The following is a 26,997-nucleotide window of genomic DNA, read 5'->3' as shown; positions in this document are numbered from 1 at the left end:
TCAAACGCGACCTCCTCAACCACTTCCCAATCTGCACGTTTTCGCTGTGCAGTGATTGAAATCCATTCGCGGAACTTCAAAAATGGTAACGCTGCCAAGCCCAAGTCCAGACAGCCCCTCTATATCCGTATTCGAAATAAGTATAGCGGACGCTTTAAATAACTTTTGTGCTCGGTTTTAAAACAGTACTTTTGCAAAAATTTAAAAGCGTTCACGGTGAAAATAACCTTAAAAAACTGGCTGACCTTATTGGTCTTATCCCTGGTGTGGGGATCGTCTTTTATACTGATAAAAAAAGGTTTACAGAGCTTCACACCCTATCAGGTGGGCTCCTTACGCGTGGTTTTTGCCGGGATCATGCTGTTGCCGACGGCCTATTTCAACCGGGGTAAATTCCCTGCTAAAAACGCTTCCTGGCTCGTATTGTGTGCGGTCGTTGGAAGTTTTATTCCGATGTTTTTGTTTCCGTTAGCCGAAATGCACTTGCCGAGTTCCATAGCGGGTATTATGAATGCCTTGATGTCGATATTTGTCATCGTACTCGGTGCACTGTTTTTCAAGTACAAAACCCACTTGGGCGAATTAACAGGCGTTAGTTTGGCTTTTATCGGGGTAATCTTGCTGTTGCAATCGGGGTCTTCGGGTGAAAACGCAGAATCGGGTCATTGGTTTTACTATATGTTGCTCATCGTAGCAGCGATGATGTACGCCTTTAGCGGATTGCTCACCCAGAAATACATGGGCGACATTTCGCCTTTGGCCTGGACGGCCTTTATCGAATTGGTCTTGTTTATCCCCGCATTGATTGCGCTGTACCTATCGGGATTCTTTGAGGTGATCATCCATACACCGGCCGCGTGGAAAGGCGTGGGCTATGTGTTTATACTGTCGCTTTTTGGCAGTGTACTCGCCAATATCTTCTACTATAAACTCATCGGAGAAACCTCGGCGAGCTTTGCTTCGACCGTATCCTTACTCATGCCCATCGTAGCTTTTATGTGGGGCGTACTCGACGGAGAGGCTTTGGGTTTTATACAAATTACCGGAGGTGCCTTAATCGTCACGGGCTTGTATTTTGGCCGAAAGCACATCAACTGGAAAAATCCCTTTGTCAAGCGCAAAAAAGAGTGTCCGCAATAAACCACCGGATTTTGTGCGCTAAGCCTGCAGTCTACGAACAACTGGAATCGGGTCATCCGCTTCAACAGTCGGCATCTGCCCTGGATTTAAACAAAAAAAGCTGCTCCCGATGGAGCAGCTTTTTTTGTTTAAGGCGTTGAAGTTAGTCTCTTCGTCCCATATATATCATTAAGTAGTACAACAGCGTTCCGATTGAAGCCAAGGCAGCAACCAAATAGGTTCTGGCGGCCCAGGTCAAGGAATCCTTTGCACCCGCGTGTTCTTGCTGCGTAAGCATGTGCTTGTTTTCAAGCCATTTTAAGGCTCTATGGCTCGCATCGTACTCCACGGGAAGGGTGATGATAGAAAATAGCGTAGTCAGCGCAAAAAGGATGATTCCGACCAACAATAGCTGTGGGAAGGTATTGAGCATTAAGATACCCGCCAATAAAATCCATTGCATATAAGACGACGCCACACTTACCACGGGAACTAACTTGGAACGCATCTCCAACCAACGGTATGCCGTAGCGTGTTGCACCGCATGCCCCACCTCGTGGGCAGCTACTGCAGCCGCAGCCGCGTTGCGTTCGTTGTAAACAGCCTCACTGAGATTCACCGTTTTATCCGCGGGGTTGTAATGGTCGGTCAAACGACCTGGAGTAGAGATTACTCTAACGTCTCTAATACCGTGGTCGGACAACATTTTTTGAGCTATTTCCGCTCCACTCATTCCGTTTTGCAATTGCACCTTGGAATACTTCTCAAACTTACTTTTTAATCGATTACCGACAAACCAACTTGCCAGCATGATTATTCCCATTAATAAAAATCCCATTTCTATATTTTTTTTATCTGCTTTATAAATATATAACAAATCTTACGCCAAAGTTCCGATTCGACAAGTTGTCAGTAAAAAAACTACAAATATTCACCCACTAGGGTCTGATTTGCAGCAGTAGAACCCTGTAAGAAACAAAAAAAGACTGTCTTTTTGAGACAGTCTTTTGATTTTTTATGCTTGAAAAGCAACTTACAATTTCTTCTTCACTTCCACTTGTTGGAAAGCTTCGATTAAATCGAGTTCTTTAATATCGTTGTAGTTTTTCACTTGAATACCACAATCGTATCCTTTAGCCACTTCTTTGACATCGTCTTTGAAACGTCTTAATGCAGTCAATTCACCGGTATAGATTACTACACCTTCGCGGATTAAGCGGATTTTAGAGTTTCTAAAGATTTTACCGTCGGTAACCATACAACCTGCAATGGTACCGATTTTAGAAATTTTAAACAACTCTCTAATTTCAGCCGTACCGGTCACTTCTTCTTTCATCACTGGAGAAAGCATGCCTTCCATAGCGTCTCTTAAGTCGTCGATAGCATCATAGATAATCGAGTAGTTTCTGATGTCAATTTCTTCTTTATCTGCCAATTGTCGTGCATTCCCCATTGGACGGACGTTAAATCCGATAATGATGGCATCTGAAGCAGAAGCCAACAAGACGTCGGACTCTGTAATAGCCCCAACTCCTTTGTGGATAATATTGATTTGGATTTCCTCGGTAGACAATTTTGAGAAGGAATCCGATAGGGCTTCTACCGAACCATCCACGTCTCCTTTCAAGATAATGTTCAACTCCTTGAAATCTCCCAAAGCAATACGACGGCCAATTTCGGCCAAAGTAATGTGACGTTGTGCTCTTACGGATTGCTCGCGGATCAATTGCGTACGTTTTGCTGCAATTTGTTTGGCTTCACGCTCTTCTAAGAACACGTTAAACTTATCACCTGCTGTAGGTGCTCCGTCTAATCCCAATACAGAGATTGGTTTTGAAGGACCTGCTTCTTTAACGATTTGTCCGCGTTCGTCGTGCATCGCTCTTACTTTACCGTGATGTTTACCTGCTAACAAATAATCACCCACACGCAAAGTACCCGATTGCACCAATACCGTAGAAACGAATCCTCTTCCTTTATCCAAGAAAGCTTCTACTACAGTACCCACGGCTAATTTATCTGGATTTGCCGTAAGCTCTAACATCTCTGCTTCAAGCAATACTTTTTCCAAGAGTTCTTTAACTCCAATTCCCTTTTTGGCCGAGATATCTTGAGATTGGAAAGTTCCCCCCCAAGCTTCTACCAACAAGTTCATCGCGGCTAATTTTTCTTTAATTTTCTCTGGGTTGGCCGTTTCCTTATCGATTTTATTGATGGCAAAAATCAATGGCACACCTGCTGCTTGCGCGTGGCTAATGGCCTCTTTGGTCTGCGGCATGATGTCGTCATCCGCTGCAATTACGATAATAACGATGTCGGTCACTTGAGCTCCACGTGCACGCATGGCCGTAAAGGCCTCGTGACCTGGTGTATCCAAGAAGGTGATTTGTTGACCGCCTTCCAAGGTAACGCCGTAGGCACCGATATGCTGTGTAATTCCTCCAGACTCTCCGGTAATCACATTGGTGTTACGGATGTAATCCAATAGGGATGTCTTACCGTGATCCACGTGACCCATTACCGTAACTATAGGTGCTCTTGGCTGTAGGTCTTCCGGTCTGTCTACTACTTCTTCGATTGATTCCTCAATATCCGTCGTTGTAAATTCCACGTCAAAACCAAACTCATCGGCAACGATAGTCAGGGTTTCTGCATCCAAACGCTGGTTCATGGTTACCATGATTCCCAAAGACATACAAGTACCGATTACCTTGGTAATAGGCACATCCATCATCGTAGCTACTTCGCCCACGGTAACGAATTCCGTTACTTTTAGCGTTTTACTACCCTCTTCAATTGCTCTTTGTTCGTCATCCGTTTTCTTACGGTGCGTATCTCTCTTATCTCTACGATATTTGGCGGCTTTAGAACGATTTCCTTTTCCTTGAAGGCGTTCTAAAGTTTCCTTAATCTGATTTTTAACCTCTTCTTCCGTAGGCTCAACTTTTACAACTGGCGCTGCATTTCTGTTGTTGTTCCCTTTGTAGTTAGGAGATGTTCTATTTCCGAATTTATTTCCAGTACCAACTGGTCTTGGAGCACCACCACCAGCGGCATTGGCCGTACCCGTGTTGGCTCCCGGTTTAGAAGGAATTCTCTTTCTCTTATTTTTAGCAGCGGCTGCACCTGCAGCACCTGGCTTAGCAGCTACACCACCTTTTTTAGGATCTTCTTTTTTCGGATCTTCCTTCTTCTTTTTAGGCTTGTTAAACTGAGATAAATCGATGGTTTGTCCCGTAAAAGTAGTTCCTGAAAGCTTTTGGTAGTTCGTCTTGAGCACCTCTTCTTCTTCCGAAGTGGTTTCTCCGGCAGAGCCGTCTTGTTTTGGGGTTACCGCTTTGGGTTCGGCCTGGTTTTCGGATGCCACTACTGGTTTAACAACCTCCGTAGCTTCTACTGATGGGGCAACTGTTGCTGCTTTCTCCGTGGATTTCTCCTTCTTATCCCCTGCTACTGCCTTCTTGTCGTCGGCAGGAGCTTGCGGTGCTTTGGCTTTTTTATCGGCTGGTTTTACCTGCTGATCTTCGGCTTTGGCTTCCACAACTTCTGGCTTCACTTGCTTTTTAACCACTGTATCGTCTGAAGAAACTTTAGGTTTTTTGGGTTCAAGGTCAATTTTACCAACCGGTTTAATCGCCGCAATCGCTTCTGCTTTTGCACGAATAACCTCTTGTTCGCGTTTGATACGCTCCTCGTCTTGTTTGCGTTTTACTTCAATTTCTCTATCGCGCTCGATTTTAAGAGCCTCCTTTTCCTTTCGCTTCTCTTCACTCACTTCTATAGAAGCCTCTTTTTTCCCCTTGTCGGCAGAGAATTGTTTACACAAAACAACATACTCCTCCTTGGATATCTTCGCATTTGGACTGGCTTCCATCTCAAACCCTTTGGTTTTCAAGAAATCCACTGCTCTATCCAGAGAAATATTTAATTCCCTTAAAACTTGATTTATTCTTTTTACTCTTTCTTCAGACATATTATCTTTTTAGTGTATTTTAATGAGTTGTGTTGATGTTTTTTCCTAGTCTTCAAACTCTTCTTTAAGAATTCGTATTACTTCAAGAATGGTTTCTTCTTCAAGATCGGTTCTTCTTACTAAATCGGCAACATCTTGTTTTAGAATACTTCTAGCGGTATCCAATCCAATTTTAGCAAACTCATCAATTACCCAGCTCTCTATTTCATCCTTGAATTCTGATAATTCAACGTCATCGTCACTCGAAAGGTCTGCAGCATCTCTCATTACGTCTAATTCATAGCCCGTAAGCAATCCTGCCAGTTTAATGTTTTGACCACCACGTCCAATGGCCTTAGAAACCTCTTCAATGTTTAAATAAACACTGGCTTTCTTAGTGGTTTCATCCAACTTAATCATATTGATTTTTGCCGGACTCAAGGCTCTTGTAATAAACAACTGTGTATTGGTGGTGTAATTGATTACATCAATGTTTTCATTTCCTAACTCTCGAACAATTCCGTGTATTCTTGACCCCTTCATACCAACACAAGCACCTACAGGATCAATTCTATCATCGTATGAATCAACGGCAACCTTAGCTTTTTCCCCTGGGATACGAACCACCTTTTTAATGGTGATCAATCCGTCAGCAACTTCTGGGATTTCTTGTTCAAACAATTTTTCTAAAAACTTCTCTGAAGTTCTAGACATAATGATTTGAGGTTTATTACCTTTTAATTCTACACTCTCTATTATTCCCCTAACGGTATCTCCCTTTCTAAAGAAGTCCGCCGGGATTTGTTTTTCTTTTGGAAGTATAATCTCATTTCCTTCATCGTCAACCAAAATTACGGCTTTCGGACGAACATGGTGCACTTCTGCCGCATAAACCTCGTCTACCAAGTCTTTAAATTGTTTGTAAAGGTTGGTATTATCGTGCTCATGGATTTTAGAGATCAAATTCTGACGCAATGCCAAAATCGCTCTTCTTCCCAATTGTATTAATTTTACTTCCTCAGATACATCTTCACCTACTTCAAAATCGGGTTCAATCTTTCTAGCTTCGGATAGGGAAATCTCAGAATTTTCATCTTCTACCTCTCCATCTGCTACTACGATACGGTTTCTCCAGATTTCCATATCCCCTTTGTCGGGATTGATAATGATATCAAAATTATCATCGGAACCGTATTTCTTTTTCAATGCATTTCTAAATACATCTTCCAAAATTGCCATTAGTGTAACTCTGTCGATAAGTTTATCGTCTTTAAACTCTGAAAATGATTCAATTAATGCAATATTTTCCATGCAATCTTTTTTATTTTAAAATGAAATTATAACAATCGCTTCTTTAACATCCGAAATGGGAAGGCTGAGTTTTTTATCTACCGTCACCTTTCCTTTACCCACGGCTTTAGGCTCTCTGGCCTTCCACTCTAAAAACAGGGTTTCCTCATCCGAATCGACCAACGCAGCTTCATAAACCGTTTGATCAAGGGTTGTTATTTTTAGTTTTCTTCCAACATTTTTTTTATATTGTCTAGGTAGCTGCAAAGGTCTTGTAGCACCTGCGGAAGCCACTTCTAGAGAGAAATCGTGCTCTTCCCGATCTAAATTCTGCTCTATAGCTCGATTTATATCGATACAATCTTGCAACATCACGCCTTGGTCGCCATCAATAATCACACTGATTTTGCCTTCGTCGGAAATAGAGAAATCGATCAAAAATAATGACGGATTCGCTTCTAACCCCTGATTCAACAACTCTTTTACTTTTTCTTTAAATGTCATATTTCTATAAAAAGAGGGGACACCCGTCCCCTCATTATTTAGTTTAACTAATAAATAACGCCACAAAGATACTATTTTTTTTATACAATTAAAACTTTTGATTATTGATAATTATATTATTAACTTTATAAAATAGAATTAAAACCTATTAATTTCAATATCCTTAACCGAAACTATGAAAAAAATACTCGTACCCACAGACTTCTCTGCCCATGCCAATAGTGCGCTTCACGCTGCGGCTATCATCGCTAGAAAATGCCAGGCAGAAGTCATTTTGCTGCACATAATCGAGTTACCCCAACAGGCTACCGACGAAATTTCCATAGGCGCGGAAATACCCGAGGTGATGTTTTTTAAAAATGCCGCGGAAAACCGCTTATTGGAATTGGCACACTCCCCTGTATTAGAAGGTCTAAACGTGTCTCAAGTCCTCAAACTAGACCGCACCTTTATGGGGGTGATTAAAGTAGCCGAAATCAACGATGTCGACTTGATTATCATGGGTTCACACGGCGCTAGCGGGGCCAAAGAGATGTTTATAGGGTCGAATACGGAAAAAGTTGTTCGCTCTTCAGAGGTTCCCGTTTTGGTGATCAAAGAAAAGATCAGCGAGTTCGAAGTCAAGGACTTCATCTTTGCCTCTGACTTTTCCGAAAGCATGAAGGCACCGTTCTTAAAAGCGCTCAAATTCAACAAGGTTTTCGGTTCCAAATTGCACCTTTTAATGGTCAACACGCCGAACAGCTTTAAAACCACACAAGCGGCTGAAGAACAATTAGAGGCTTTCCTATCGGATATTACCGACAAAGAATTCGAACTGACAATCTACAACGACATCAATATCGAACAGGGTATATTGAACTACGCCAAAAAAATCGATGCCGACTTAATTGGTCTAAGCACTCACGGTCGCAAGGGAATTTCGCATTTCCTCAACGGAAGCATCACCGAAGATTTGGTCAACCACTCTTCTACTTCTGTCTTGACCTTTAAGATAAAATAACCCACAAAAAAAGGATTCGCAAAGCGAATCCTTTTTTTATTTATCTCCTTCCCACTCGCTGTAAAACTGCGCCAAGAAAAGCTCCATAAAGCGATGCCTTTCCTGAGCAACTGCCCTACCGGCTTCGGTATTCATCTTGTCTTTTAACAACAACAGCTTTTCGTAAAAGTGATTGATTGTCGGTCCGTCGGCCTTTTTATAAGCCTCCTTGCTCATTGTCATCTCCGGTGCAATGTCCGGATTGTACAGCGCGCGATTCTTAAATCCGCCGTAGTTAAACGCCCGGGCAATACCAATGGCACCCAGCGCATCTAAGCGGTCGGAATCTTGAACAATCTGCAACTCCAACGAACTAAAAGACGCTTCAAAGTTTCCACCTTTAAACGAAATATTCGCAATAATATCTACCACATGCTGCTCCACCTCTTCAGGTACACCGATAGCTCGTAAGAAACCACGGGCCTTTGCAGGACCGATTTCCTCATCGCCATCGTTGAATTTACTATCGGCTATATCGTGTAAAAGCGCTGCTAATTCCACGACCAACCGATTGCAATCTGGGCTTTTATCGGCAATCAACAAAGCGTTTTTATACACCCGCTCTATGTGAAACCAATCGTGCCCTCCTTCTGCTCCCTCCAATTCCATTTTAACAAAGTCCTTGGTCTTTGCTACATAATCTATCATTACAGTTGTTTTTTATTTTATCAATGCCGGCTGTACCCATTTGAATACATGGGGCTCGCGGGTAACAACCATACGCTCGGCAATCTTGGTCATACGCCCCGGTAATTTCATCAAGTAATCGCGTGCTTTTTCCGCATCATCGGTCAAATTGGTCATTTTGTCAATTTGCCATTTTTCGATTAATTTCTGCATAATATCGATATAGTCCATGGCGGTATACACGCCAATGCGCTGTGCCGAATCGGAGAATTGCTCAAAGGCATCGCCAATTTTACCGCCAGACTCTCTGATTAAGTTGGCCGGCATGGTGATTTTTCTCTTCATCATATAATGGAAGGCCAACATCATTTCGCTGGGATCCACCTTAAAGATACGGTCGACAAATTCGGTATACGCATGGTGGTGTCTCATTTCGTCACCGGCGATTAAACGACATATCTTAGACAACTTATGATCGCCGTATTTCTTGGCCAACTGCGCCACTCTATTGTGAGAAACATAGGTAGCCAGCTCTTGAAAACTGGTAAACACAAAGTTTTTATAGGGATCGCGATCCGTTCCGGGATCAAATCCGTCGTTGAGCAAGTGATGCGTGGTGATTTCCACCTCTTTCATATTGACTCTACCAGAGAGGTACAAGTACTTGTTCAACAAATCGCCATGACGATTTTCCTCGCCGGTCCATTGTCGGATCCACTTGCCCCAACCGTTGTCGGTTTTTTGATCAATCCCCTCCACATCCATCAACCACGACTCGTAGGTAGGCAAGGCCTCCTCGGTAATGGTATCACCTACCAAAACCACCCAGAAATCGTAAGGCAATTCCTTGGCAAATTCTCGGAGCTCCTTCACATCTTCAAAGAAGGTTTCGCTTTGAGAATCGGGAAGTAAATCGGACGGTTGCCAAATTTTCTCCACCGGAATTAAATAGTTATCGACGAAACTATCAATATTTTTTTCTAGAAATTGCATTACCTCTAGTCGAACGTTTTTAATTGACATAATTTTTCTTTATTTCGCCAGACTTAACTACCTCGTTTGCTTGGTTTGCTGGAGCAGGAAGTGGCGTGTGTATATTTATTTTATTGCTCTTTTAATGCTGTTTTCAATCGCTTCGAAAAGCTGATCAAAAGGATAATCCTTAATGGCCAAGGGCGCATGTGTAATCACTTCAATGCGATTGCCCAATCCCAGGGGAAACTTGCCAAATCGCAGCATTTTCCATGAGTTATTAATGGTAATCGGCACCACTACTGCGTTTGGAGCATATTTGCACAAAATCTTTAAACCGTTTTCGGAAAACCGCTTGGGCTGTCCGTCTCTACTTCTGGTGCCCTCGGGAAAAATCACCGCAGCCCGGTTGTATTTCTGTATGTACACCCCCAGATCTCGAATCGCGGAAAGCGCTTGTTTGGAGTCTTTCCGATCAATGAGAACGGAACCTCCATGTCTTAAATTGTATGATATGCTCGGTATTCCTCGTCCCAATTCCTTTTTACTGACAAACTTGGGGTGTGCCTTTCTGTAATTCCAGATGATACACGGAATATCAAACATACTTTGATGGTTGGCCACAAATACGATGGGCACGCCCTCAGGCACCAACGCGATATCTTTAACGTCGTAAGTCGTTCCCAAAATATTGGTACATCTCAACAGCAAGAAATTCAGGTAGTCCACACTTTTTTTATGGGCCTGATATCCTGACAGCCTAAGACACAGCCATTGCATGGGGTGAAAGACCAGCAAACAAATTAAAAAGCACACTACAAACAGCACACTTAGGGGATATGAAATAATTTTTTGCACGTTGCTATAAGTATTGAATGGAGCAAATATACGTTTTTAATAAAAAAACCACCTCAAGGTGGTCTTTTTATTAACAGTATTCGTTAAACGCATCCTTCAGGTTTTCTGCTATGGTCTCCGCAGGATGTCCTTCTATATGATGTCTCTCTAATACGTGTACCAATTCTCCGTCTCTAAACAAGGCCATACATGGCGATGAAGGAGGAAAGGGAAACATGTGCGTACGAGCCGCTTCTACAGCTTCTTTGTCCACTCCGGCAAAAACCGTCACGATGTGATCGGGCTTTTTATCTCCGGTTAGACTCATCTTTGCCGCAGGTCTAGCGTTACGCGCTGCACACCCACATACGGAGTTTACAACCACGAAGGTAGTTCCCTTTTGAGCCAAAGCATTTTCTACTGCTTCAGCGGTATATAATTCTTGAAAGCCTGCTTCAACGAGTTCCGCACGCATTGGTTTTACTATTTCTTCTGGATACATACTCTTTAAAATAAGTTATTCAACAAAGTTACGATTTTTTTAGGTTAATAACCATATCCGATTTTCACAAAGTAATGTTATACTTGAATCGGTTTCTTTTTCGGCTTTTTTTTCATCTTATTCAACCAGATAAACAGCCCGGTAACCGGTAGGCTTGTCGCTATTAAGCACACTATAAAATAGAGGGTTTTGGAAAACACCCCGTAGATTTCGCCCAGGTGAATCGCCTTGATTTGCGAGGCAATCTTGTCGCCTATCGCCTTGTTGTTAAAAGCCTCTTCCTTGATAATGTGTCCCGAAAACTGATCGATAAACACGCGGTCAAAGGCGGTTTCGTTAAATCGCGCGGCTTCATTTTTTTGGATCTCGAAGGACCCCTTGCGGCCTTTGGGCAGCGAGACTATGGTTTTTCCCTCATACGGAAAGCGTTGGTTGGCAATGGCCACCGCTTGCGAATACGTCAAAGGCATGCCGTTGCTAAGCTCGTTGGACTCCGGCTTTGCCTCGTCGCGTCCGCCAAACACCTTAACCCCGAGCACTTCGCTCAATCCGGCTCTATACCATTCAAACGACCAACACAGTCCCGTAACCGCCATGACCAAGATCACGAGCAAGGTATAAAAGCCCAAGGTGTTGTGCAAATCGTGATTGACGCGCTTCCACTTGCCCGAAAATTTAATTTTAAATCCGGGCTTCATACTTTTCCATCCCTTGATCTTCTTGGGAAACCACAAAAACAGTCCGGTAATAGACAACAGTATGAATATTAAGGTAGCTACGCCGACTATGGGTCTGCCGATTTCGGATTCCATCAATAGGAAGCGGTGCAATTTCATCATATCGGTAAAGAACGGTGCCGCAGGGCCCTTGCCAAAACCGATGATCTCCTTCGTATACGGATTGATGTAGTAATTTTCGCTCTTCTTTTCCTCTTTCTTGGAGGCTACGCCAAAGACATACGGCTTGGTCTGATCGACCTCTGTGATGACTCTGTTGACTTTTCCGCCGGTTTGTCCTTCGACAAAGGCGATTAACTCGTCCATCTCGTACTTGGAGTCTGCGGTTTGAGCCAGCGTATACTTCTGCGGTTCCAGCCATTGCTCAATCTCGGTGCGAAACGTGTAAATCGTGCCGCTTAAGCACACGATAAACAACACCAAGGCACTGCCTACTCCCAACCAAAGATGAAGGTCGTTCATCAATCTCCTAAATCCGTATTTCTTGGGATCTTTCATATATAATAGTTATCAATTTATCTGCTGTTGTCCCCTCTTCTAAAACTGTAAAAACCGAAGGCTTTAAATATTTAGACTGAATAAGAACAGCGCAAATATAAAATTGTTTCTCTACTACTGCAAGATAAATTTAAAAAGGATAAAAAGCATCTTCTAAATGCTCGATTTGGATTTGATTTTGGATTTTAACCACGGCGATAATATCGAATCGAATCTCCTCGTGACGCTGATTCGTCAAGGCGTATTGGTTGGCAGCTTGGACCAGTCGCTTGATCTTGGCCTTGGTCACGAAGTCTTGAGGCAGGCCAAACCCCGTAGACGTCCTCGTTTTGACTTCTACCACAACGAGCACGGAATCCTTAAGGGCAACAAGGTCGATCTCCAAGTTTTTAAACCGCCAATTGCGGGCCAAAATCTCATAGCCTTTTTCCGTTAGATAGGCGGATGCCGCCCGTTCTCCCCATTGTCCTAAATCGTTGTGTGTCGCCATGTTTTCAACTATAAAAAATCCAAAGTCACCCCGGTCTCTTCGACGTTTAACCGCACTTGATGTCCGAGCATCAAGGCGACATTTTCCTGTACATGTCCTGCGGGGAACTCAAAACAAATCGGGAAATCATACTTTTTGGAAATTTCGACTATAATTTCCTTTGCCCCCCAACCGAAGGGGATGGCATTGTCTTTCATATCGGTCATACCGCCTACCACCAATCCCTTGAGGTTTTTGAGCCAACCGTTTCGGTCTACGTTGACCATCATGCGGTCGATATGGTAGAGGTATTCGTCCAAATCTTCGATAAACAAAATCTTACCCGCCGTATCGATCGCCGATTTGGAACCGGCCAAGCTGTACAAAATCGACAAATTACCACCGACCAGTTCGCCCGTGGCACTTCCGATCCTATTGTGGGCATCCGTGGGTATGCGGTAGCTCGTCGGCTGTCCAAACAAAACGTGTTTGAGCGACGCTATGGACTGCGGTGCCGTATTCGGCACACTAAAAGCCATAATGGCGTGTAGGGTTTCCACCTCTAGGTTGTTGATATGGCTGTGAAGGACGGTCACATCGCTAAAGCCGATGATCCATTTTGGCGCTTGACAAAATCGCTCAAAACACAGCTGATCGATAATTCTAACCGTACCATATCCGCCTCTAGCGCACCAAATCGCTTGTACTTGTGGGTCGTCCAATTGATTTTGAAAGTCGGCGATCCGCTCTTGGTCGCTGCCGCCCAATTGGAAGTTATCCAATCCGATGGTGGCGCCTAACTTGACCTTCAACCCCCATTGCTCCAATAATTGTATGGCGGGCTGCGCTTCTGCCAAACTAAATTTTCTAGCTGTACACACCAAGGCCACCGTATCGCCTTTACTTAAATAAGGAGGAGTTTTCATCTGTTTTTTTACAAAGCTAAAAATCTTTAAAAGATATTCGATTTATTTTCTCATTTATTCACAGGGCTGTGCAACCCCAAACCGCGTATATGAGAAAAGCCCCTAGCTTGGGGCTAAGGGCTTTTTTCTTGGGCAATTTTTATATTATAAGTCTAGTACAATAAACTCACTTCTTCTGTTTTCCTGGTGTTCTTCGTCGGAACATTTCACACCATTTGCACAGGTATTAATCAATCTCGTTTCACCATAACCTTTGGCATTCACTCGACTGGCATCTATGCCTTGTGCTATAATCCACTTCATCGTAGATTGCGCACGTCGGTCGGAAAGTCTCAAGTTATATTTGTCGTCTCCACGGCTATCCGTGTGCGAACGAATATCGATTTTCATTTGCGGATACTGTTCTAAAACGCCTACTACCTTAGCCAATTCCACGGCAGCATCGTTACGGATATCCGCTTTGTCAAAGTCAAAATAAATCGGCGCAAGTTTTAATACTTTAAACAAGTCGTCTCCTTTTTCCACTTTAACTCTGGTTTTCTCCAGACCGAAATCCACTTGAGTAATTCCTTCTCTAATCGGAAGCTCTACCGTTACCTCAGCCGTATTAAACTCTTCTAAACTGGCGTTGATTCGGTATTTGTTTCCACAGATTAAATCGTTGAATTGGTATTTCCCCGCTGCATCGGTCGTCACTTCGGTCATCAATTTAAAATCGCTGTCGTACAACCTCACTTTGGCATTGGCCATCTTATCGTCGGTTTGTTTGTCGTAAACGACACCATTCACGATTTGCAAGCATTCCAAAGCCAGTTTGCGCGTTTCTAAAACCGAATAAATATCGTCTTTTCCATATCCTTTTGCTCGATTCGAACTCAGGTATCCCTTCTTGGTCGTGTTGTTAATCATAAAAGCGAAGTCATCGGCACTACTGTTGGCCGGTGTACCCACGTTTTTAATCACACCAAAGGAACCGTCTTTAAGGATTTTTACGGCAAAGATGTCCAGTCCTCCCAAACCGGGATGACCGTCTGAGGAGAAATACAACTCATCGTCTTTGCTGATAAAAGGGAAGCTTTCGCGACCTCCGGTGTTGATCTCTGGTCCCAAATTAATTGGATTTCCAAAACCTCCAGAGGGCAGTACCGCAACTTTATACAAATCCGACTGACCGGATCCGCCTTGGCGGTCTGAGGCGAAGTACATCCATTTCCCATCGGGTGTTAAGGCTGGGTGGGCCGAGCTAAAATTGTCTCCGTTAAAAGAGAGCTCTTCGGCTTTCCCCCATTTATCACCCACTTTTTGAGAGCGATAGATCTTTAACAAGGTCATTCCCTCAGCATCCTTACCACGAACACCATTATTAAAGTTGTTACGGGTAAAATACATGGTATTTCCATCGGCTGTAAACACCGGTGTAGACTCGTTAAATTTGGTTCTTACCGAAGGGGCAAATTTCTTTACTGCACCATAAGTACCGTCTTCATTGATCGCAGACTCATATAAGGTAGTAAAAGAATTATTGGTCCACATGTGAATGCGTTTGGCCACACTACCGGTATCACGGGCAGAAGCAAAAATCAATTTTTTGTCGTATACCACGCTTCCGTAATCGGAATATTCTGAGTTGATACTAACAGATGCGAAATCATAACGTCCGGAATTGATTTCAATTTGCTTGAGATAATCCTTGTTATTTTCGGCTAATTTCGCTCGTTTGTCGTTCAATTCCTTTTCGCTAAAAGCCTTTAAGTAGGCATCTGCTTCGGTATAGGATTGGATGGATTTAAGAGTCTGTGAATATCTATAAAGGTATTCTGAAGGCACGTCTTGAGTAAGTTCAAACAAGGACGCGTACCATTTGTTGGCGCTTTGAAATTCACCATTAAAATAATAGGCATCACCTAAGCGCTTGAGCAGCTCAGCATTTTTATGACCTCTTTCCGCTGCGCGCTCATAGACTTTAATAGCGTCAATATAAGCATGGCGTTCGTATTGCTTATCGCCTCTTAATTGGGTTTTGTCTTGGGCAATTGCTCCTGCAGCTATCAGAAAGACAGCGGCAAAAACTAATTTATGTAAGATTTTTTTCATTTGTAGCACGTTTAGAAGAATCGCGGTGAAGTGATTCGGTTAAAGCGATTGAACAATTCAAATCGCAAGAAAATCTCATGAGAACCCGAGCCATAATTGGACAATTTACTTGTTTCAGCATCATAGCTATAACCTACAAATAGGCCATCTGTAACCTGGAAACCAACCAATCCACTAACTGCTGCATCCCAACGATAAGCTGCTCCAACCATAAAACGATCAACCAACATAAAGTTCGCAGACACGTCTACTTGTACGGGTGCTCCCGTAATTGCTTTGGCCAGGAAAGCCGGCTTAAATTTCACGCTAGGGCTTAAGTCAAATACATGTCCCCCTATCAAATAGAAGTTCATTTTTTGTTTCATCGTAGAGCTTCCGCGTTCGTTATCGTCATAGCGATCGGTTTCCAAGAAATTAGGAACCGATAGACCGATATACGATCGATTGGAGTGCAAGTACAATCCCGCTCCAATATTCGGAGAGAATTGATTGCTGATGTTTTCGCCCCACATCGGGTCGTTAGGATCTTTAATGTTCAACTTATCGTAGTCCACATTTAGCAAGTTTGCCGTTCCCTTAAGACCGAAAGACAATTTAAACTGTCTACTCACATCGATGGTGTAGGATAAGTCAACCGAAATATTGTTTTCGTCCATAGCACCGATATTGTCATTGACAAAAGACACTCCCAGTCCCATTCTAGATTCTCCCAAAGGTGTATTTACGGAAAGAGCTGTTGTTTTCGGTGATCCGTCCACGCCCACCCATTGCGTACGATGCACTCCGAATACACTCATAACACCACGCGAACCAGCATAAGCAGGGTTGACGTTAATCGTGTTATACATATATTGGGTATATTGAGGGTCGCTTTGCGCCTGGGCTTCGAAAACCCCAAGAAATAAAAAAGCGCCCATCAAAACCCCCTTGATACTGTTATCTAATTTCATGTTCTATGCTTTTAGTTGTTCTCCAAATGAAGGTAACCGGCTTTTTTCACCGTATGCGTGCCGCTGGAATCCGTATACTCATACGTAATGATGTAATAATACGTTCCCGTAGGTAGGTTGTCTGACTTTTGTAAAGTCCCTCGACCATCCGACACCCCGTTGAAAACGTTCCCAGAAGTATTGTAATTCGTGGTTCCAAAAACCTTTACCCCCCAACGGTTGTAAATTTGAACAGTATTGTTCGGGAATTGTTCAATGTTTTCGATTATGAAATAATCGTTAATACCATCACCGTTTGGAGAGACAGCATTGTAAATTATGATGTGTTCTACTTGCTTTTCTTTTACTTTAGCAAAGGTAAATACCCCATAACCATTTATCGTAGTTGGAATGGTTACTGTCTTTAATGATTTATCGACAATACCTCCTTCATCTATCCACATATTTTTATCCTTATCCCAGCGCACTATATGCAAAACCTGTCCGTATCCATCTAGGATATAACTAGGTGTTGTTTTTTCATCCCAGGTTAAAGTCAGCACCACGTCGTTCTTCGTGTTTCCACGGTCGATGGTCCAAAATTCTTTGTCGTTGATTAATTCGATTTGATCGGAATCGATCGTGAGGTGCGGATATTTTGCATTGGAATTCTCCAGGTGGTATTCGCTGAAGAATACATCTTTTAAATGAGGAACCTTGCTGATAATAGCCGGTCTATAATGCCCTCCATCTCCAACAGGGAAAGCGAATTCGTTGTTTCCAACGCGCTCAACTTTACCTCTAACATGACTCTTATCTGATGTATTGACATGTTTGGCGCCTTGCAAAAACACTACTGCTCCAGCGTCGGCATCTACTTCAACTACACCAGCATTAAAATTAGCCGTTCCGGCTATACTAATATCATTTTGTAAATCAAATCCGCTTGTTCCAGACTGATCATTAAACAATATATCGTAAAAATAGGTGGGTGCCATCCCGCTCAACCTTTGATTCTTTGCCTGACCATTATAGGTTTGGAAAACAGCATAAGATGATTTCTTGTCGCTATCAAAAGTAAACAATCCTTCGTTTTGAAAATCGGAATAGAAGTAAATCGTACCATCATTAGACACCGTAGCGTTCTTATGATTTTGAAAATCAAAAAGTGTAGCAACCTCAGTTTTAGGAGATATGGATAGCATACCTTCATTAGTCATGATAGGTGTATGCTGAGCCAGAGCACCCCCTCCTATCAGAAGTACTATATATTTATACATATCTTAATTGGAATTATAATTGAAATTCTTTTTCTTTTCTTTTTTTTGGAACAACACCACAGATTTCGGGTTTTTTAAACGCCGAGGTGATGCTGCATTTTTTTCCTGCCAATAATTTCATACAAATTTAGGGGTGTTCATTCACAGCCCCTGTCTTCGATATCGTAAACAGGGCTATGAATAAAACTTGTATTAACTATTTTAAGAGGATTACTTTGAAATCTTGAGGATTAGATTTTCAAGTTGATTTAATCTTTCTTTAACCGTTTGTGACTCTGATTTCAATTGGTTGATTTCAGCTTCTTGTTTATCGATAAGATCTTGTTGTTCGATGGTATGTAAGTACAATTCTTCAATTTTTTCTAATTGTTGAATACTCAATTCCGTCATGTCAAAAGCATAACCGTGCTCTGTTCTAGACAAGTCCGAAATTTTAGTCACACCCGGTAAGTGGTTGTTTTTCGCTACGAAATCCTTCACGTATTCCAAAGATTTAAATTCGTATGCTTCGTTGATGTCTGAATGTCCATTAAAGTAGTTTTCAAAAACATAATCGGCATACACACTATTGGTGGTATATATCTTACCTGTAGTACTGATATTTCCCGCAACGTGAAACTGAACGTTTTGTGTTGCTCCTCCAATAGTCAGCGTTGGAATATCATTGGCCCCGATAGCTACCGTTCCCATCTGATAAATTTTATCTGTATTTTCGCTAGCTCCTTCACCACTTACTTGGATTTTCCAAGGTTGTGCTGCTGCAATTTTATTAATTACGTTTTGGTGATTAAAAATCTCCTCTACGTGATTAACAGTGATTGCCTCAATAAATTCGGCATGGTCAAAGATGTCTTGTAAGGCCACGTGAACGGTATTGTTTGCCGAGTCAGTCAACAACAAATTACCTGTAGTTGTCACTTCCAAGCTCACGTTGGTCGTATTGGCACCAATAACCGCACTCCAATCAATATCAACCATAACTCCATTGTGTAAATATTGGAATTTGTTGGTCACTTGATCATAGAATACGTTACCGTAATCCCCTTTTAGGTTTTGAATAATCGTTTCAATTACCGTCGCATTGTTAAAAATCTCATCAACGTGATTCACGGTAATGGCTTCAATAAACTCAGCGTGGTTAAAAATATCCTCTAAGGCTACAATTACAGAGTTTCCTGCTGAATCGGTTAGCTTTAAATCACCCGTAGTTGTTACCACTAAGCTTACGTTGGTCGTATTTGCTCCAACAACGTCGCTCCAGTCAATATCAACCATAACTCCATTGTGTAAATATTGGAATTTATTGGTCGCTTGATCGTAGAATACGTTACCGTAGTCTCCTTTCAATTTATTGATGATATTGTTGATTACTTCGGTGTTGTTAAAAATCTCATCCACGTGAGTCACGGTAATGGCATTAACAAACTCTTGGTCTTTAAAAATCTCACTCAACAGCACATCCACTAGAATTCCTTGATCATCTTCAAGAATCAATTTATGCGACACGTGATTTACGCTTAAAAGGTGGTTAATGTTGTTTGCCCCCGTCCAAGTTGCGATATCTTGTGAGTTAATCACTTTCAACCACTTATCGGTCATCCAATAGTAGTATCCTTCTCCAACAGCAGTATTGGTGTTATACACCATTAGGCTGTTTACATTTCCGGCTGTAATAGTCGTTGCATCCGTTTTACTAGTAAGGGCGATTCTAGGAATCAATATCCCTTTATTAGAGGAAACAACATCTAATTGAGCTGACTCACTAGGCGTTTGTGTTCCAATACCTACTTGCGAGTAACCAGTTGCTATTGCACCAACTAGGAAAGCAACCGAAAGTAATCTTTTTTTCATAATATCTATAATTAGCGTTCTTATTCACTTATTTAGACACTAGTCCAATAAAAGGTCACAAAAACTTAGACAAAAACAGCCAAAAAGATACATTTTAAGAACTATTTTTTGTTAAAAAAGATATAATTAAAGTGAAAAAAAACCTCATAACACATACAAACCTTGGATTTTATTTAAAAGACTGTGTTAAATTATATGATTTATAAAAAAATAAAAAAAAATGTCAATCCCTTTAAAAAAGGTATTAACAAGTGTCCAAACAAGAGAGAAATCTGGAAGTTTAAGAAAAAAAAAGTCTTTTTAGCGAATAAAAAATACCCAAAACGGTCTTAGACCAATAGATAATTCACGGTCAAAACGCTGCAAAACCCCGTTAAACGGTGTCTTTTGCCAGCTCCAAACAAAGCTATTCCGTCATAAACACAGAGATTTATGTCGTAAAAAAAAGAGATCATCCTTTTATTTAGTCGATAGTTTGGCATCGTGATTCCTAATTACTTGGCTTCACTGTTCACTTCCTGATTGTCCGTCTTGAGTTTCCTTTTAAAGGAACCAACAGTAGGCGTCTATATCAACAGCGGATGCCGAGTGGTGTGGATTGCTACAGATTGATTATGGATAAATTATGGAAGATTAATACCACCGTAGCAACACTCTTACACTCGTTATCAGTTGCCAACCCCGATTAACGCTTACAAAAAAACCATTTGACTACCTATATACTAGGTAATGAAATGGTTTTTAAGACATAACCAACTAAATGACTCGTTGTCAAGCGGTAAAATGACCTACGCCCTTTTGCAATCCACTAGAACTATTCAAGTACTCAAAAGCGGTATTGGACTAGTCGTTTATAGCTAGAAGAATCAGCCACTACCAATCTCAGTCAGCTTTTTATCTCCAACACTCCTATCACACAACTTATTTTACAACTCCTGGATCGACACAAAAGTACCTTCATTTTGTCCCATAGGGCCCCCAGCAATATAGGTATTGGGATTCAAAGCGGTGGCTTGCATTTTAAGCTTAAGCCCCTGATCTCCGGAATACACATAGCAAATCGGATAGGTACCCGCTCCTTTGAAAACGTCTAATGATGTCGATTCTACAGTTCCCGCCATCGAAAAATAAATCTTAGCCGTACCTGTAATGGGTTCTGCCAATTCAAATTTAGTCTTGAGTACGGAGACCGAAGATTGAGATCCTATACCCGTCATTCCCATTATTTTATAGGATTTACCTGGAGCCAACTCGATGACCGTTTTATTGACCCCGCTAAGTTTGATGTCTTCACCGGCATGTGTTCCAGAAATATCATTCCAACTCACCGCTGTACCAGTAGTCGAAATCAATTGTTGCACAGCAGACCGATTGAGCTGCGCTATGATTTTTTCGGCCGCTACATCGATATAGCGATCCAACTTACGCCACTTGAAATCCAGGGCATCATAATAAAAATAACCCGATTCGGTCACGGCTTCGGTTTTTCCGGTATTGGGCGACGCTAAGGGCGCGACAACTGCTACCATAATTCCATTTTGATCCCCGCCATAGAGGGCGTCTTTTGACTGCAATTCCACCCCCGATATCTTGGGGATAATAAGCCCATTGGGAATAGCGGGATCTAAATTGTCGCGGATTTCCAAGGACACCTTGGGCTCACGAGTATTGATTCCAGTCTTTTGGGCAAAAGCGCCAAAAGTCACGAACATGACGCCTATATATAAATATTTCATATTATCGATTTTATTTGTTTTTACCACGTACATCTCTTTAGGGCGTTGGTCTATAAACTTGTTGACGCTACAGCCTCGTATATGCACTCGCTCGAGATACTATAATTCTTCTATAATCAGTTGCGTATAATAATAGGTATCATCGCTTTCCGATCCACCTATAACTAAGTTCCTGTCGCGGAATGTGTGTCCATAAACTTTGGCATTTAAGGCAATTCGAATTGCTTGATTGTGGGTATCCACCACAGCCGTAGGATAGGCTACTCCGCCTTCTTGATAGGGCTCGTTGATAGTTTCTATATATCCCAAAGACGACACCGCTAAATTAGCTCCAGGGGTCCTGGATTCAAATTGTGCGGCTACATAACCCGCTCTTGACGCGCTGACGATACTGATTAACGCCGTTACGCGAAATAAATGACCTTTGGGCAAGACAATCGTACTTCGATCCGCATCTATTGCGAGCGCACTGGCGCCTGGCGTACCGTTGATGCCGTTCCACGTTAAATAATTATCTATATATGTCGAGTTGTTGGTCGAATTTCCCGGATAAGTCAAATGAAAAAAACCGTTTCTGTACACCTGGGCGTAAATTAGCTGATCTTCTTCAATCAGGTTGGCATAACGCTTTCCCATCTGGGACCAAATATTCTTTTGTATGTCGAAAAAATAATATCCCCTACGGGTTACCTCCCTTAGTATTCCAGTGGGATTTGCAGCGGGTTCGGTAACAAAAACCATCACACCATCGTAGTCCGAGTCCAATACACTCGCCAACTGACTAGCGGGCAACCGCGGGAATAACATTCCCACCACTTCGTCTGCCCCCGTTTGTTTGTTGATGTGTAAAGAGGCTTTAGGCGCCATTTCATTAATCCCGGTTTGGGCGCTTAATTCAAAAGCACACAGTAAACCGAAAAAAACCAATGTATTTCTCATCTGTTGTTTTATTTTATATTTTAAGTCCATTTTATCTCTTTCTTAAATTAGCTACGCTCTTAAAAATCAGTTGTTATATCTCTTCAATAATCAGATAACTTCCAATGGTATTGTGAGCAATACCGCCAGCAATATTGGTTCGGAGTGTTCCTTCTCTAGTTGCATTGGCCTTAATAGTTGCGCCGGCAGAGCCCGTATAGATAATCATCATCGCCGGCGTGGCGCCCCCTTGATTGTTTCTGTTGTAATTGGACGATCTCGCAAAACCCGGAGTCGAACTATAAACCCGTGCATCCGCACCCCCACTTACCAAAAGCAAATCACTTCTCAAACTGGAGGCAACTTTTTTATTGGCTTCGGTACCCGCGCCATAGCCAATGGGAATCATTCCCTGTATTTTTAAGGTTCGAAAAGGCGGCAAAACCACCTCGGTATTGCCCACTAAACGAACTAAATTTTTATTGACACCCTCGAAATTTGGATTCCACCGAATTGCTTCGGTATTTGCCGTCATCAAACGAGTGGCCTCACAGTTTATCATCACAAAAACCTTATTGGCCGTTACGGATGTTTTACCACTTACCGAAGGAATCCAGCGCTCATAAGGGCGGTGATGGTAAACATACATTCCACGCTTGGTTATTTCGCTGGTTTTGGATGTCATCGAAGCCGTGGGAACCGCTTCGGTTACAAAAATCATGGTACCGTCCTGTTCGGCAGTATACTGCGCGTCGTTACTAACCAAATCCAATCCCGTAGTACGAGGAATCAAAACCCCATTTTCCGCAGAAATACTCTGTCCTGCCACGACTTCCAACGTGGCTTTGGGCGTTGTAGTGTTCATCCCGGTTTGAGCAAACACACTTCCACCAATCCCCCATAACGTCCAACAAAAGACGTAAGTAATTTTTCTCATAGATAGCATTTTAATAATTATTTCTAAAATCCTGATTTCGCCTAAATCTTGTCTTCTAACATTCTCTAGTGATGTCAAAAATCACCTATATAGATATTTTATGACTTGCGACAGCGAAAAAATCAGGCAAAAGCGACTAGTATCTAATTAGACACCAAGAAAAGGCAAAAGTCACCAAAGCCCCCTTATTCAAAAGATTTTGAGTCCCTTAAATTTTAATTCACCCAAAAAAAATAAAATAAAAAACCCGGTACACGAAGAAATTCATGGAGTAAAGCACCCTTTGATACCGATTTCGAAAAACACTGGTGTTTTCACAAAGAATATCGTAAAAGTCATCAGAATCGTTAAAAAACTAGTATTTTAAAAAAACACTGGCCAAATGCGTTGCTTTAGCCATAGTTCGCTTAAGAAACACCTACTTAATCTACGAAAAAAGGCTACCTTCATAAAGAAGACAGCCCGATATAACCGTAAAGCGCAATTATAGTAGCGCTTTTCTCTTAAACCTTAAATTTATATGCAATACTTTGCGGGACTAATTCGAAGTGGACTCGAGATATTCGATAGTAGAACTCGATACGGTTTTTATCGGAATCAAGGTTTTTTTTCCGTCGACGAGCAAGCACAGATAAATATTGTCTATAGACAGCACCATCCCTTCGAACTGATTGATGCGAATGCGCATACCCACTTCTAAGTTTTTTCGCGTATAGAAGGAATATAACAATACGGTAACCAGGTCTTTGGAACCCAATCCTAAAGACAATGCCATGGTGACAAAAACAGCGCCTACTATAATTGAAATATTATTGGTAATGATATCGGTATTGATACCTGCCTGATTTAAGGCGATAATGGTAAAAAAAACAAAAATGATATAGAAGATTAGTTTACCTATTAATTTGGAAGCGCCAAAACCGATACCATCAAAGAAATTGGTCACGGCTTTTCGCACCCAGGAAGCCAGATATAAGCCAGAGATAAAAATCAACAGCGAAATAAAGAACTGGGGAATCAGCGAAACAAAAATTCCAATTTGACTGGACACCACTTCTAGGCCAAACATATCTGCGCCTACTACGATAAAAATCAGTATAAAAAAGATTTTCACGAAGGCTTCAATGATTACTATTAAATTCAATTTAACCCGGGCTTTCTTTAAAAACTCGTTGGCGTTAAAAAAGTCTTGTAGCTTTCCAATGCGGGTTAAAATCACGACTCTTCGTACAAAAAAAGAGATCAGTCGAATACACGCCCAACTAATTAACACATAGAGTAAAATAATCAATACTTTAAGTGCTCCACTGGCCAAGGTATTGATCAATGTAGCGATGAATTGAGAGGGGTCTTCTATGTTAAAAGTGCGAGAAAAACTATTCATTATCTGTGTCATTTGAGGGGTCTGTTTTGGGTTCTTCTTTAATCAAGGTGGCCATGACATTCGGTAGTTTTATCGTAAACAATTCCGCCACTTCCAAAGACAATTTTATCAATGCAATATTATCGGTAACCCGGTTTTTTATGATTTCGGGCAATTTTTCGTCGTGCAAAATTTGCTTGAAGGGATTTTCCATCTTTATAATGAATTATAAATTTCCAGCACCCTTTTTTTGGCTCTGTGAAGCCGCATTTTGACTGCGCTTTCTCCAATGCCAACTTGTTCGGCAATGGTTTTTATAGACATCTCATCTTGGTATTTCATCAGCAACACCACTTTTTCTTCAGGCTCGGCAATCTTTAATACTCTTTGAAGTTTCTCGGCATTTAAAGCGAGTATTTCCTCATCGGCTATATCATTTTCTCCCATCGGAATACTGTAATTATACTCTTCTATTAAATCTGTTTCTAAATTTTTCTTTTTTAAATCGCGATTATAGAAATTCACACAATGATTATACGTAAAGGAAAACAACCAAGTTGAAAACTTGGAATTCCCTTTAAAGGTGTTCAATTTGACAAAGAGTTGGATAAAAATGTCGTGGGTCAAATCCTGAGCCATCACATCCGATCCGGAAAAACTCCTGCATTTGTTGTATACCAAGTCGGAATAGCGATCATACAAAACTCCAAAATACGTAGCATTCCCAGTTTCAATGACCAAAGTCACCAGCTCCTCATCTTCCAGATTAATATGTCTTAATGAATCTAACTCCATAACTTCGTTATCTATATGGTCAAATAGAATTAAGACACCTGTTTTGCAAAAAAGTCACATCTATTTCCGTTTTTTATAATCATTATAAGTTGCGTTATTAAAATTAATTGCTTTGAGTGAGTGGATAATGATGAAAATACATCTCCGGCTGCTGCATAATTTCATTCAAAACGGTGATATAATTGCTGGATTCGCCTTCTGACGCGTCGAATAATAAAGCGCGTCCTTTAAGGTATCCAATGAAATACTGACACCAATTGGAATAATTTAATTCGGCCACGGTATAGGCTTTTTTCAGATAAGCGATGGCTTCCTCTTCGGTAAGCCAGCCTATGGTAAAGGCATATCTGATGATTAATCCCGCTCTTTCAATATCCCAGCTAGCCACATTTTTTATGTTTTGGTAGGCCGAAAAGTTAAAGGTATACCCACAATCAAAAAAGCGGGTTTCGCACTTTTGATCGATAAAGTGAAACAACTTGGCCGACTCTCCCAACAAGGCAGAGGCCACCGGATGTTTGGGATGTGATTTGTGTTGATTCAACACCACCTCTGCGACATCTTTAAAATTGTGTACACTGGGCAGGGTCAGCAAGCTCTCGATGAGTTGCTTGGCATTTTTAGCGCCGACCACGCACCAAGCCTGATTGAGTATACCTTCGATTTTTTTGGGGTCCAAACGCGATCGCAAAGTACTGCTGTCGCTTTTATAATTTGCTTCGATAAGAAAACTGCCAATGATCAAGAGGTGTTCCGGAACAGTACTCAATCTGTATTTACGATAAAAATCGTCTTTCCACCCCGAAGCTGTTAAAGAATTCTCCATATTACTACATTTACAATTACACAACTTAGTAAAAATAGTATATTCTTAAACGACATACAAAAAAAACGACGTTTATTCTCATCAAAAACAAAAATTTCCCACAGCATTAGCGAAAAACAGCATCTTTATTTGCAAAATACGCTGCAATCAACACCCGCTACCCCTGTGACCAACCTAAACTCACCATTTTAGAAACGTATTTGCCGATGACGTCAAATTCCAAATTAACGGTAGTCCCGACCTTATAACTGCCGAAGAGGGTATTTTCTAAGGTATAAGGTATTATAGCCACTTTAAAGGTGTTTTTACCGGAGTCCACTACCGTCAAACTGGTACCGTCTACACAGATTGAACCTTTTTCTATAGTGATATTCGCATAGCTCTGGTCGTACTCAAACTCAAAGTACACACTGCCATTGGAATCTTCTATACCGATGCACTGCGCCACTTGATCGACGTGTCCCTGAACGATATGCCCGTCTAAGCGAGCGCCCAAAATCATGGCTCGCTCCAGATTGATGCGATCTCCAACACACCACAGTCCGATGGCAGTTTTGTCTATGGTTTCTTTTATCGCCGTCACGGTATATGTGGTATCGGTCAATGCTACCACGGTTAAACAAATTCCATTGTGTGCCACACTCTGGTCGATTTTCAATTCCGAGGCCAAATTCCACCCCAGGGTTATATGCAAATTCTCGCCCTCTTTTACGATATTTTCCACCCGTCCGATGGATTCCACTATTCCTGTAAACATAACTCGATTTATTTTCATTAAATTTGCTTACAAAAT

25 protein-coding genes are annotated in these 26,997 nt (G+C 41.7%); 2 read left to right on the top strand and 23 right to left on the bottom strand.

The window, feature by feature from the left end; all coding sequences use genetic code 11:
• The first annotated feature begins 216 nt into the window (after positions 1-216).
• On the top strand, positions 217-1,140 hold the full coding sequence (locus tag ACQZ43_RS05295; RefSeq protein WP_430614916.1) for a DMT family transporter: 924 nt from the start codon (positions 217-219) through the stop codon (positions 1,138-1,140).
• A 142-nt stretch (positions 1,141-1,282) separates the two neighbouring features.
• Here ACQZ43_RS05295 and ACQZ43_RS05290 read toward each other — a convergent pair whose 3' ends face one another.
• The 4 genes from ACQZ43_RS05290 to rimP all read right to left on the bottom strand — a co-directional run bounded on the left by ACQZ43_RS05290 (position 1,283) and on the right by rimP (position 6,865).
• Positions 1,283-1,957: a zinc metallopeptidase gene (locus tag ACQZ43_RS05290; protein ID WP_430614915.1), complete on the bottom strand. Its 675-nt coding sequence runs from the start codon at positions 1,955-1,957 to the stop codon at positions 1,283-1,285.
• A gap of 195 nt (positions 1,958-2,152) precedes the next feature.
• Positions 2,153-5,092 (bottom strand): translation initiation factor IF-2, encoded by a 2,940-nt coding sequence (infB, locus tag ACQZ43_RS05285; protein ID WP_430614914.1) that lies wholly within the window; start codon positions 5,090-5,092, stop codon positions 2,153-2,155.
• 45 nt (positions 5,093-5,137) lie between these two features.
• Positions 5,138-6,382: a transcription termination factor NusA gene (gene nusA / locus ACQZ43_RS05280; RefSeq protein ID WP_430614913.1), complete on the bottom strand. Its 1,245-nt coding sequence runs from the start codon at positions 6,380-6,382 to the stop codon at positions 5,138-5,140.
• Between the two features lie 15 nt (positions 6,383-6,397).
• Positions 6,398-6,865, bottom strand: coding sequence for a ribosome assembly cofactor RimP (rimP, locus tag ACQZ43_RS05275; RefSeq protein WP_430614912.1), 468 nt, complete (start codon positions 6,863-6,865; stop codon positions 6,398-6,400).
• A gap of 175 nt (positions 6,866-7,040) precedes the next feature.
• Here rimP and ACQZ43_RS05270 point away from each other — a divergent pair, with 175 nt between their 5' ends.
• A complete protein-coding gene (locus ACQZ43_RS05270; protein ID WP_430614911.1) occupies positions 7,041-7,868 on the top strand; it encodes a universal stress protein in 828 nt (275 codons plus the stop codon).
• 36 nt (positions 7,869-7,904) lie between these two features.
• Here ACQZ43_RS05270 and ACQZ43_RS05265 read toward each other — a convergent pair whose 3' ends face one another.
• From ACQZ43_RS05265 to ACQZ43_RS05175, 19 genes are all read right to left on the bottom strand, one after another.
• Positions 7,905-8,555 carry an HD domain-containing protein gene (locus ACQZ43_RS05265; protein ID WP_430614910.1) on the bottom strand — a complete coding sequence of 217 codons (651 nt, stop codon included), beginning with the start codon at positions 8,553-8,555 and terminating at the stop codon, positions 7,905-7,907.
• A 12-nt stretch (positions 8,556-8,567) separates the two neighbouring features.
• Positions 8,568-9,557 (bottom strand): acyl-ACP desaturase, encoded by a 990-nt coding sequence (locus ACQZ43_RS05260; protein ID WP_430614908.1) that lies wholly within the window; start codon positions 9,555-9,557, stop codon positions 8,568-8,570.
• A 75-nt stretch (positions 9,558-9,632) separates the two neighbouring features.
• Entirely contained in the window at positions 9,633-10,364 is a 732-nt protein-coding gene (locus ACQZ43_RS05255; RefSeq protein WP_430614907.1) for a lysophospholipid acyltransferase family protein, read from the bottom strand.
• Between the two features lie 70 nt (positions 10,365-10,434).
• Complete coding sequence (locus ACQZ43_RS05250) at positions 10,435-10,845, bottom strand: BrxA/BrxB family bacilliredoxin (protein WP_430614906.1); 411 nt, start codon at positions 10,843-10,845, stop codon at positions 10,435-10,437.
• 77 nt (positions 10,846-10,922) lie between these two features.
• Positions 10,923-12,080: a PepSY-associated TM helix domain-containing protein gene (locus ACQZ43_RS05245; protein WP_430614905.1), complete on the bottom strand. Its 1,158-nt coding sequence runs from the start codon at positions 12,078-12,080 to the stop codon at positions 10,923-10,925.
• A 130-nt stretch (positions 12,081-12,210) separates the two neighbouring features.
• Positions 12,211-12,570, bottom strand: coding sequence for a YraN family protein (locus tag ACQZ43_RS05240; protein WP_430614904.1), 360 nt, complete (start codon positions 12,568-12,570; stop codon positions 12,211-12,213).
• 8 nt (positions 12,571-12,578) lie between these two features.
• Positions 12,579-13,475, bottom strand: coding sequence for a S66 peptidase family protein (locus ACQZ43_RS05235; protein WP_430614903.1), 897 nt, complete (start codon positions 13,473-13,475; stop codon positions 12,579-12,581).
• Between the two features lie 144 nt (positions 13,476-13,619).
• Positions 13,620-15,569, bottom strand: a complete 1,950-nt coding sequence (locus ACQZ43_RS05230; protein WP_430614902.1) for an OmpA family protein — start codon at positions 15,567-15,569, stop codon at positions 13,620-13,622.
• A gap of 11 nt (positions 15,570-15,580) precedes the next feature.
• Entirely contained in the window at positions 15,581-16,519 is a 939-nt protein-coding gene (locus ACQZ43_RS05225; protein WP_430614901.1) for a PorP/SprF family type IX secretion system membrane protein, read from the bottom strand.
• Positions 16,520-16,530: 11 nt separating this feature from the next.
• Positions 16,531-17,778, bottom strand: coding sequence for a gliding motility-associated C-terminal domain-containing protein (locus ACQZ43_RS05220; RefSeq protein WP_430614900.1), 1,248 nt, complete (start codon positions 17,776-17,778; stop codon positions 16,531-16,533).
• Positions 17,779-17,988: 210 nt separating this feature from the next.
• On the bottom strand, positions 17,989-19,629 hold the full coding sequence (locus ACQZ43_RS05215; protein ID WP_430614899.1) for a hypothetical protein: 1,641 nt from the start codon (positions 19,627-19,629) through the stop codon (positions 17,989-17,991).
• A gap of 926 nt (positions 19,630-20,555) precedes the next feature.
• Positions 20,556-21,365 carry a hypothetical protein gene (locus ACQZ43_RS05210; RefSeq protein WP_430614898.1) on the bottom strand — a complete coding sequence of 270 codons (810 nt, stop codon included), beginning with the start codon at positions 21,363-21,365 and terminating at the stop codon, positions 20,556-20,558.
• 99 nt (positions 21,366-21,464) lie between these two features.
• The gene (locus tag ACQZ43_RS05205) at positions 21,465-22,304 is read right to left on the bottom strand and encodes a hypothetical protein (protein ID WP_430614897.1); all 840 of its coding nucleotides are present in this window, start codon (positions 22,302-22,304) and stop codon (positions 21,465-21,467) included.
• A gap of 73 nt (positions 22,305-22,377) precedes the next feature.
• Complete coding sequence (locus ACQZ43_RS05200; protein WP_430614896.1) at positions 22,378-23,220, bottom strand: hypothetical protein; 843 nt, start codon at positions 23,218-23,220, stop codon at positions 22,378-22,380.
• A 538-nt stretch (positions 23,221-23,758) separates the two neighbouring features.
• On the bottom strand, positions 23,759-24,604 hold the full coding sequence (locus ACQZ43_RS05195) for a mechanosensitive ion channel family protein (protein ID WP_430614895.1): 846 nt from the start codon (positions 24,602-24,604) through the stop codon (positions 23,759-23,761).
• Entirely contained in the window at positions 24,597-24,797 is a 201-nt protein-coding gene (locus ACQZ43_RS05190; protein WP_430614894.1) for a hypothetical protein, read from the bottom strand. Before ACQZ43_RS05190 ends, ACQZ43_RS05195 begins: the two co-directional genes overlap by 8 nt.
• 2 nt (positions 24,798-24,799) lie before the next feature.
• Positions 24,800-25,378, bottom strand: a complete 579-nt coding sequence (locus ACQZ43_RS05185) for an RNA polymerase sigma factor (protein WP_430614893.1) — start codon at positions 25,376-25,378, stop codon at positions 24,800-24,802.
• A gap of 103 nt (positions 25,379-25,481) precedes the next feature.
• Complete coding sequence (locus ACQZ43_RS05180; protein WP_430614892.1) at positions 25,482-26,204, bottom strand: DUF1266 domain-containing protein; 723 nt, start codon at positions 26,202-26,204, stop codon at positions 25,482-25,484.
• Positions 26,205-26,361: 157 nt separating this feature from the next.
• The gene (locus ACQZ43_RS05175) at positions 26,362-26,961 is read right to left on the bottom strand and encodes a riboflavin synthase (protein WP_430614891.1); all 600 of its coding nucleotides are present in this window, start codon (positions 26,959-26,961) and stop codon (positions 26,362-26,364) included.
• Between the last annotated feature and the right edge of the window lie 36 nt (positions 26,962-26,997).

Source organism: Flavobacterium sp. JP2137, assembly GCF_050562195.1.
In the GTDB taxonomy this organism is placed as follows: Bacteria; Bacteroidota; Bacteroidia; order Flavobacteriales; family Flavobacteriaceae; genus Flavobacterium.
This window is presented reverse-complemented; position numbering and strand designations above follow the sequence as displayed.

Bases quoted from the DNA above. Each gene is read 5' to 3' on its own strand.
- ACQZ43_RS05290 (WP_430614915.1), bottom strand. From the start codon at position 1,957: ATGGGATTTTTATTAATGGGAATAATCATGCTGGCAAGTTGGTTTGTC.
- infB (WP_430614914.1), bottom strand. From the start codon at position 5,092: ATGTCTGAAGAAAGAGTAAAAAGAATAAATCAAGTTTTAAGGGAATTA.
- nusA (WP_430614913.1), bottom strand. From the start codon at position 6,382: ATGGAAAATATTGCATTAATTGAATCATTTTCAGAGTTTAAAGACGAT.
- rimP (WP_430614912.1), bottom strand. From the start codon at position 6,865: ATGACATTTAAAGAAAAAGTAAAAGAGTTGTTGAATCAGGGGTTAGAA.
- ACQZ43_RS05270 (WP_430614911.1), top strand. From the start codon at position 7,041: ATGAAAAAAATACTCGTACCCACAGACTTCTCTGCCCATGCCAATAGT.
- ACQZ43_RS05265 (WP_430614910.1), bottom strand. From the start codon at position 8,555: ATGATAGATTATGTAGCAAAGACCAAGGACTTTGTTAAAATGGAATTG.
- ACQZ43_RS05260 (WP_430614908.1), bottom strand. From the start codon at position 9,557: ATGTCAATTAAAAACGTTCGACTAGAGGTAATGCAATTTCTAGAAAAA.
- ACQZ43_RS05250 (WP_430614906.1), bottom strand. From the start codon at position 10,845: ATGTATCCAGAAGAAATAGTAAAACCAATGCGTGCGGAACTCGTTGAA.
- ACQZ43_RS05245 (WP_430614905.1), bottom strand. From the start codon at position 12,080: ATGAAAGATCCCAAGAAATACGGATTTAGGAGATTGATGAACGACCTT.
- ACQZ43_RS05240 (WP_430614904.1), bottom strand. From the start codon at position 12,570: ATGGCGACACACAACGATTTAGGACAATGGGGAGAACGGGCGGCATCC.
- ACQZ43_RS05235 (WP_430614903.1), bottom strand. From the start codon at position 13,475: ATGAAAACTCCTCCTTATTTAAGTAAAGGCGATACGGTGGCCTTGGTG.
- ACQZ43_RS05230 (WP_430614902.1), bottom strand. From the start codon at position 15,569: ATGAAAAAAATCTTACATAAATTAGTTTTTGCCGCTGTCTTTCTGATA.
- ACQZ43_RS05225 (WP_430614901.1), bottom strand. From the start codon at position 16,519: ATGAAATTAGATAACAGTATCAAGGGGGTTTTGATGGGCGCTTTTTTA.
- ACQZ43_RS05220 (WP_430614900.1), bottom strand. From the start codon at position 17,778: ATGTATAAATATATAGTACTTCTGATAGGAGGGGGTGCTCTGGCTCAG.
- ACQZ43_RS05215 (WP_430614899.1), bottom strand. From the start codon at position 19,629: ATGAAAAAAAGATTACTTTCGGTTGCTTTCCTAGTTGGTGCAATAGCA.
- ACQZ43_RS05210 (WP_430614898.1), bottom strand. From the start codon at position 21,365: ATGAAATATTTATATATAGGCGTCATGTTCGTGACTTTTGGCGCTTTT.
- ACQZ43_RS05205 (WP_430614897.1), bottom strand. From the start codon at position 22,304: ATGAGAAATACATTGGTTTTTTTCGGTTTACTGTGTGCTTTTGAATTA.
- ACQZ43_RS05200 (WP_430614896.1), bottom strand. From the start codon at position 23,220: ATGAGAAAAATTACTTACGTCTTTTGTTGGACGTTATGGGGGATTGGT.
- ACQZ43_RS05195 (WP_430614895.1), bottom strand. From the start codon at position 24,604: ATGAATAGTTTTTCTCGCACTTTTAACATAGAAGACCCCTCTCAATTC.
- ACQZ43_RS05190 (WP_430614894.1), bottom strand. From the start codon at position 24,797: ATGGAAAATCCCTTCAAGCAAATTTTGCACGACGAAAAATTGCCCGAA.
- ACQZ43_RS05185 (WP_430614893.1), bottom strand. From the start codon at position 25,378: ATGGAGTTAGATTCATTAAGACATATTAATCTGGAAGATGAGGAGCTG.
- ACQZ43_RS05180 (WP_430614892.1), bottom strand. From the start codon at position 26,204: ATGGAGAATTCTTTAACAGCTTCGGGGTGGAAAGACGATTTTTATCGT.
- ACQZ43_RS05175 (WP_430614891.1), bottom strand. From the start codon at position 26,961: ATGTTTACAGGAATAGTGGAATCCATCGGACGGGTGGAAAATATCGTA.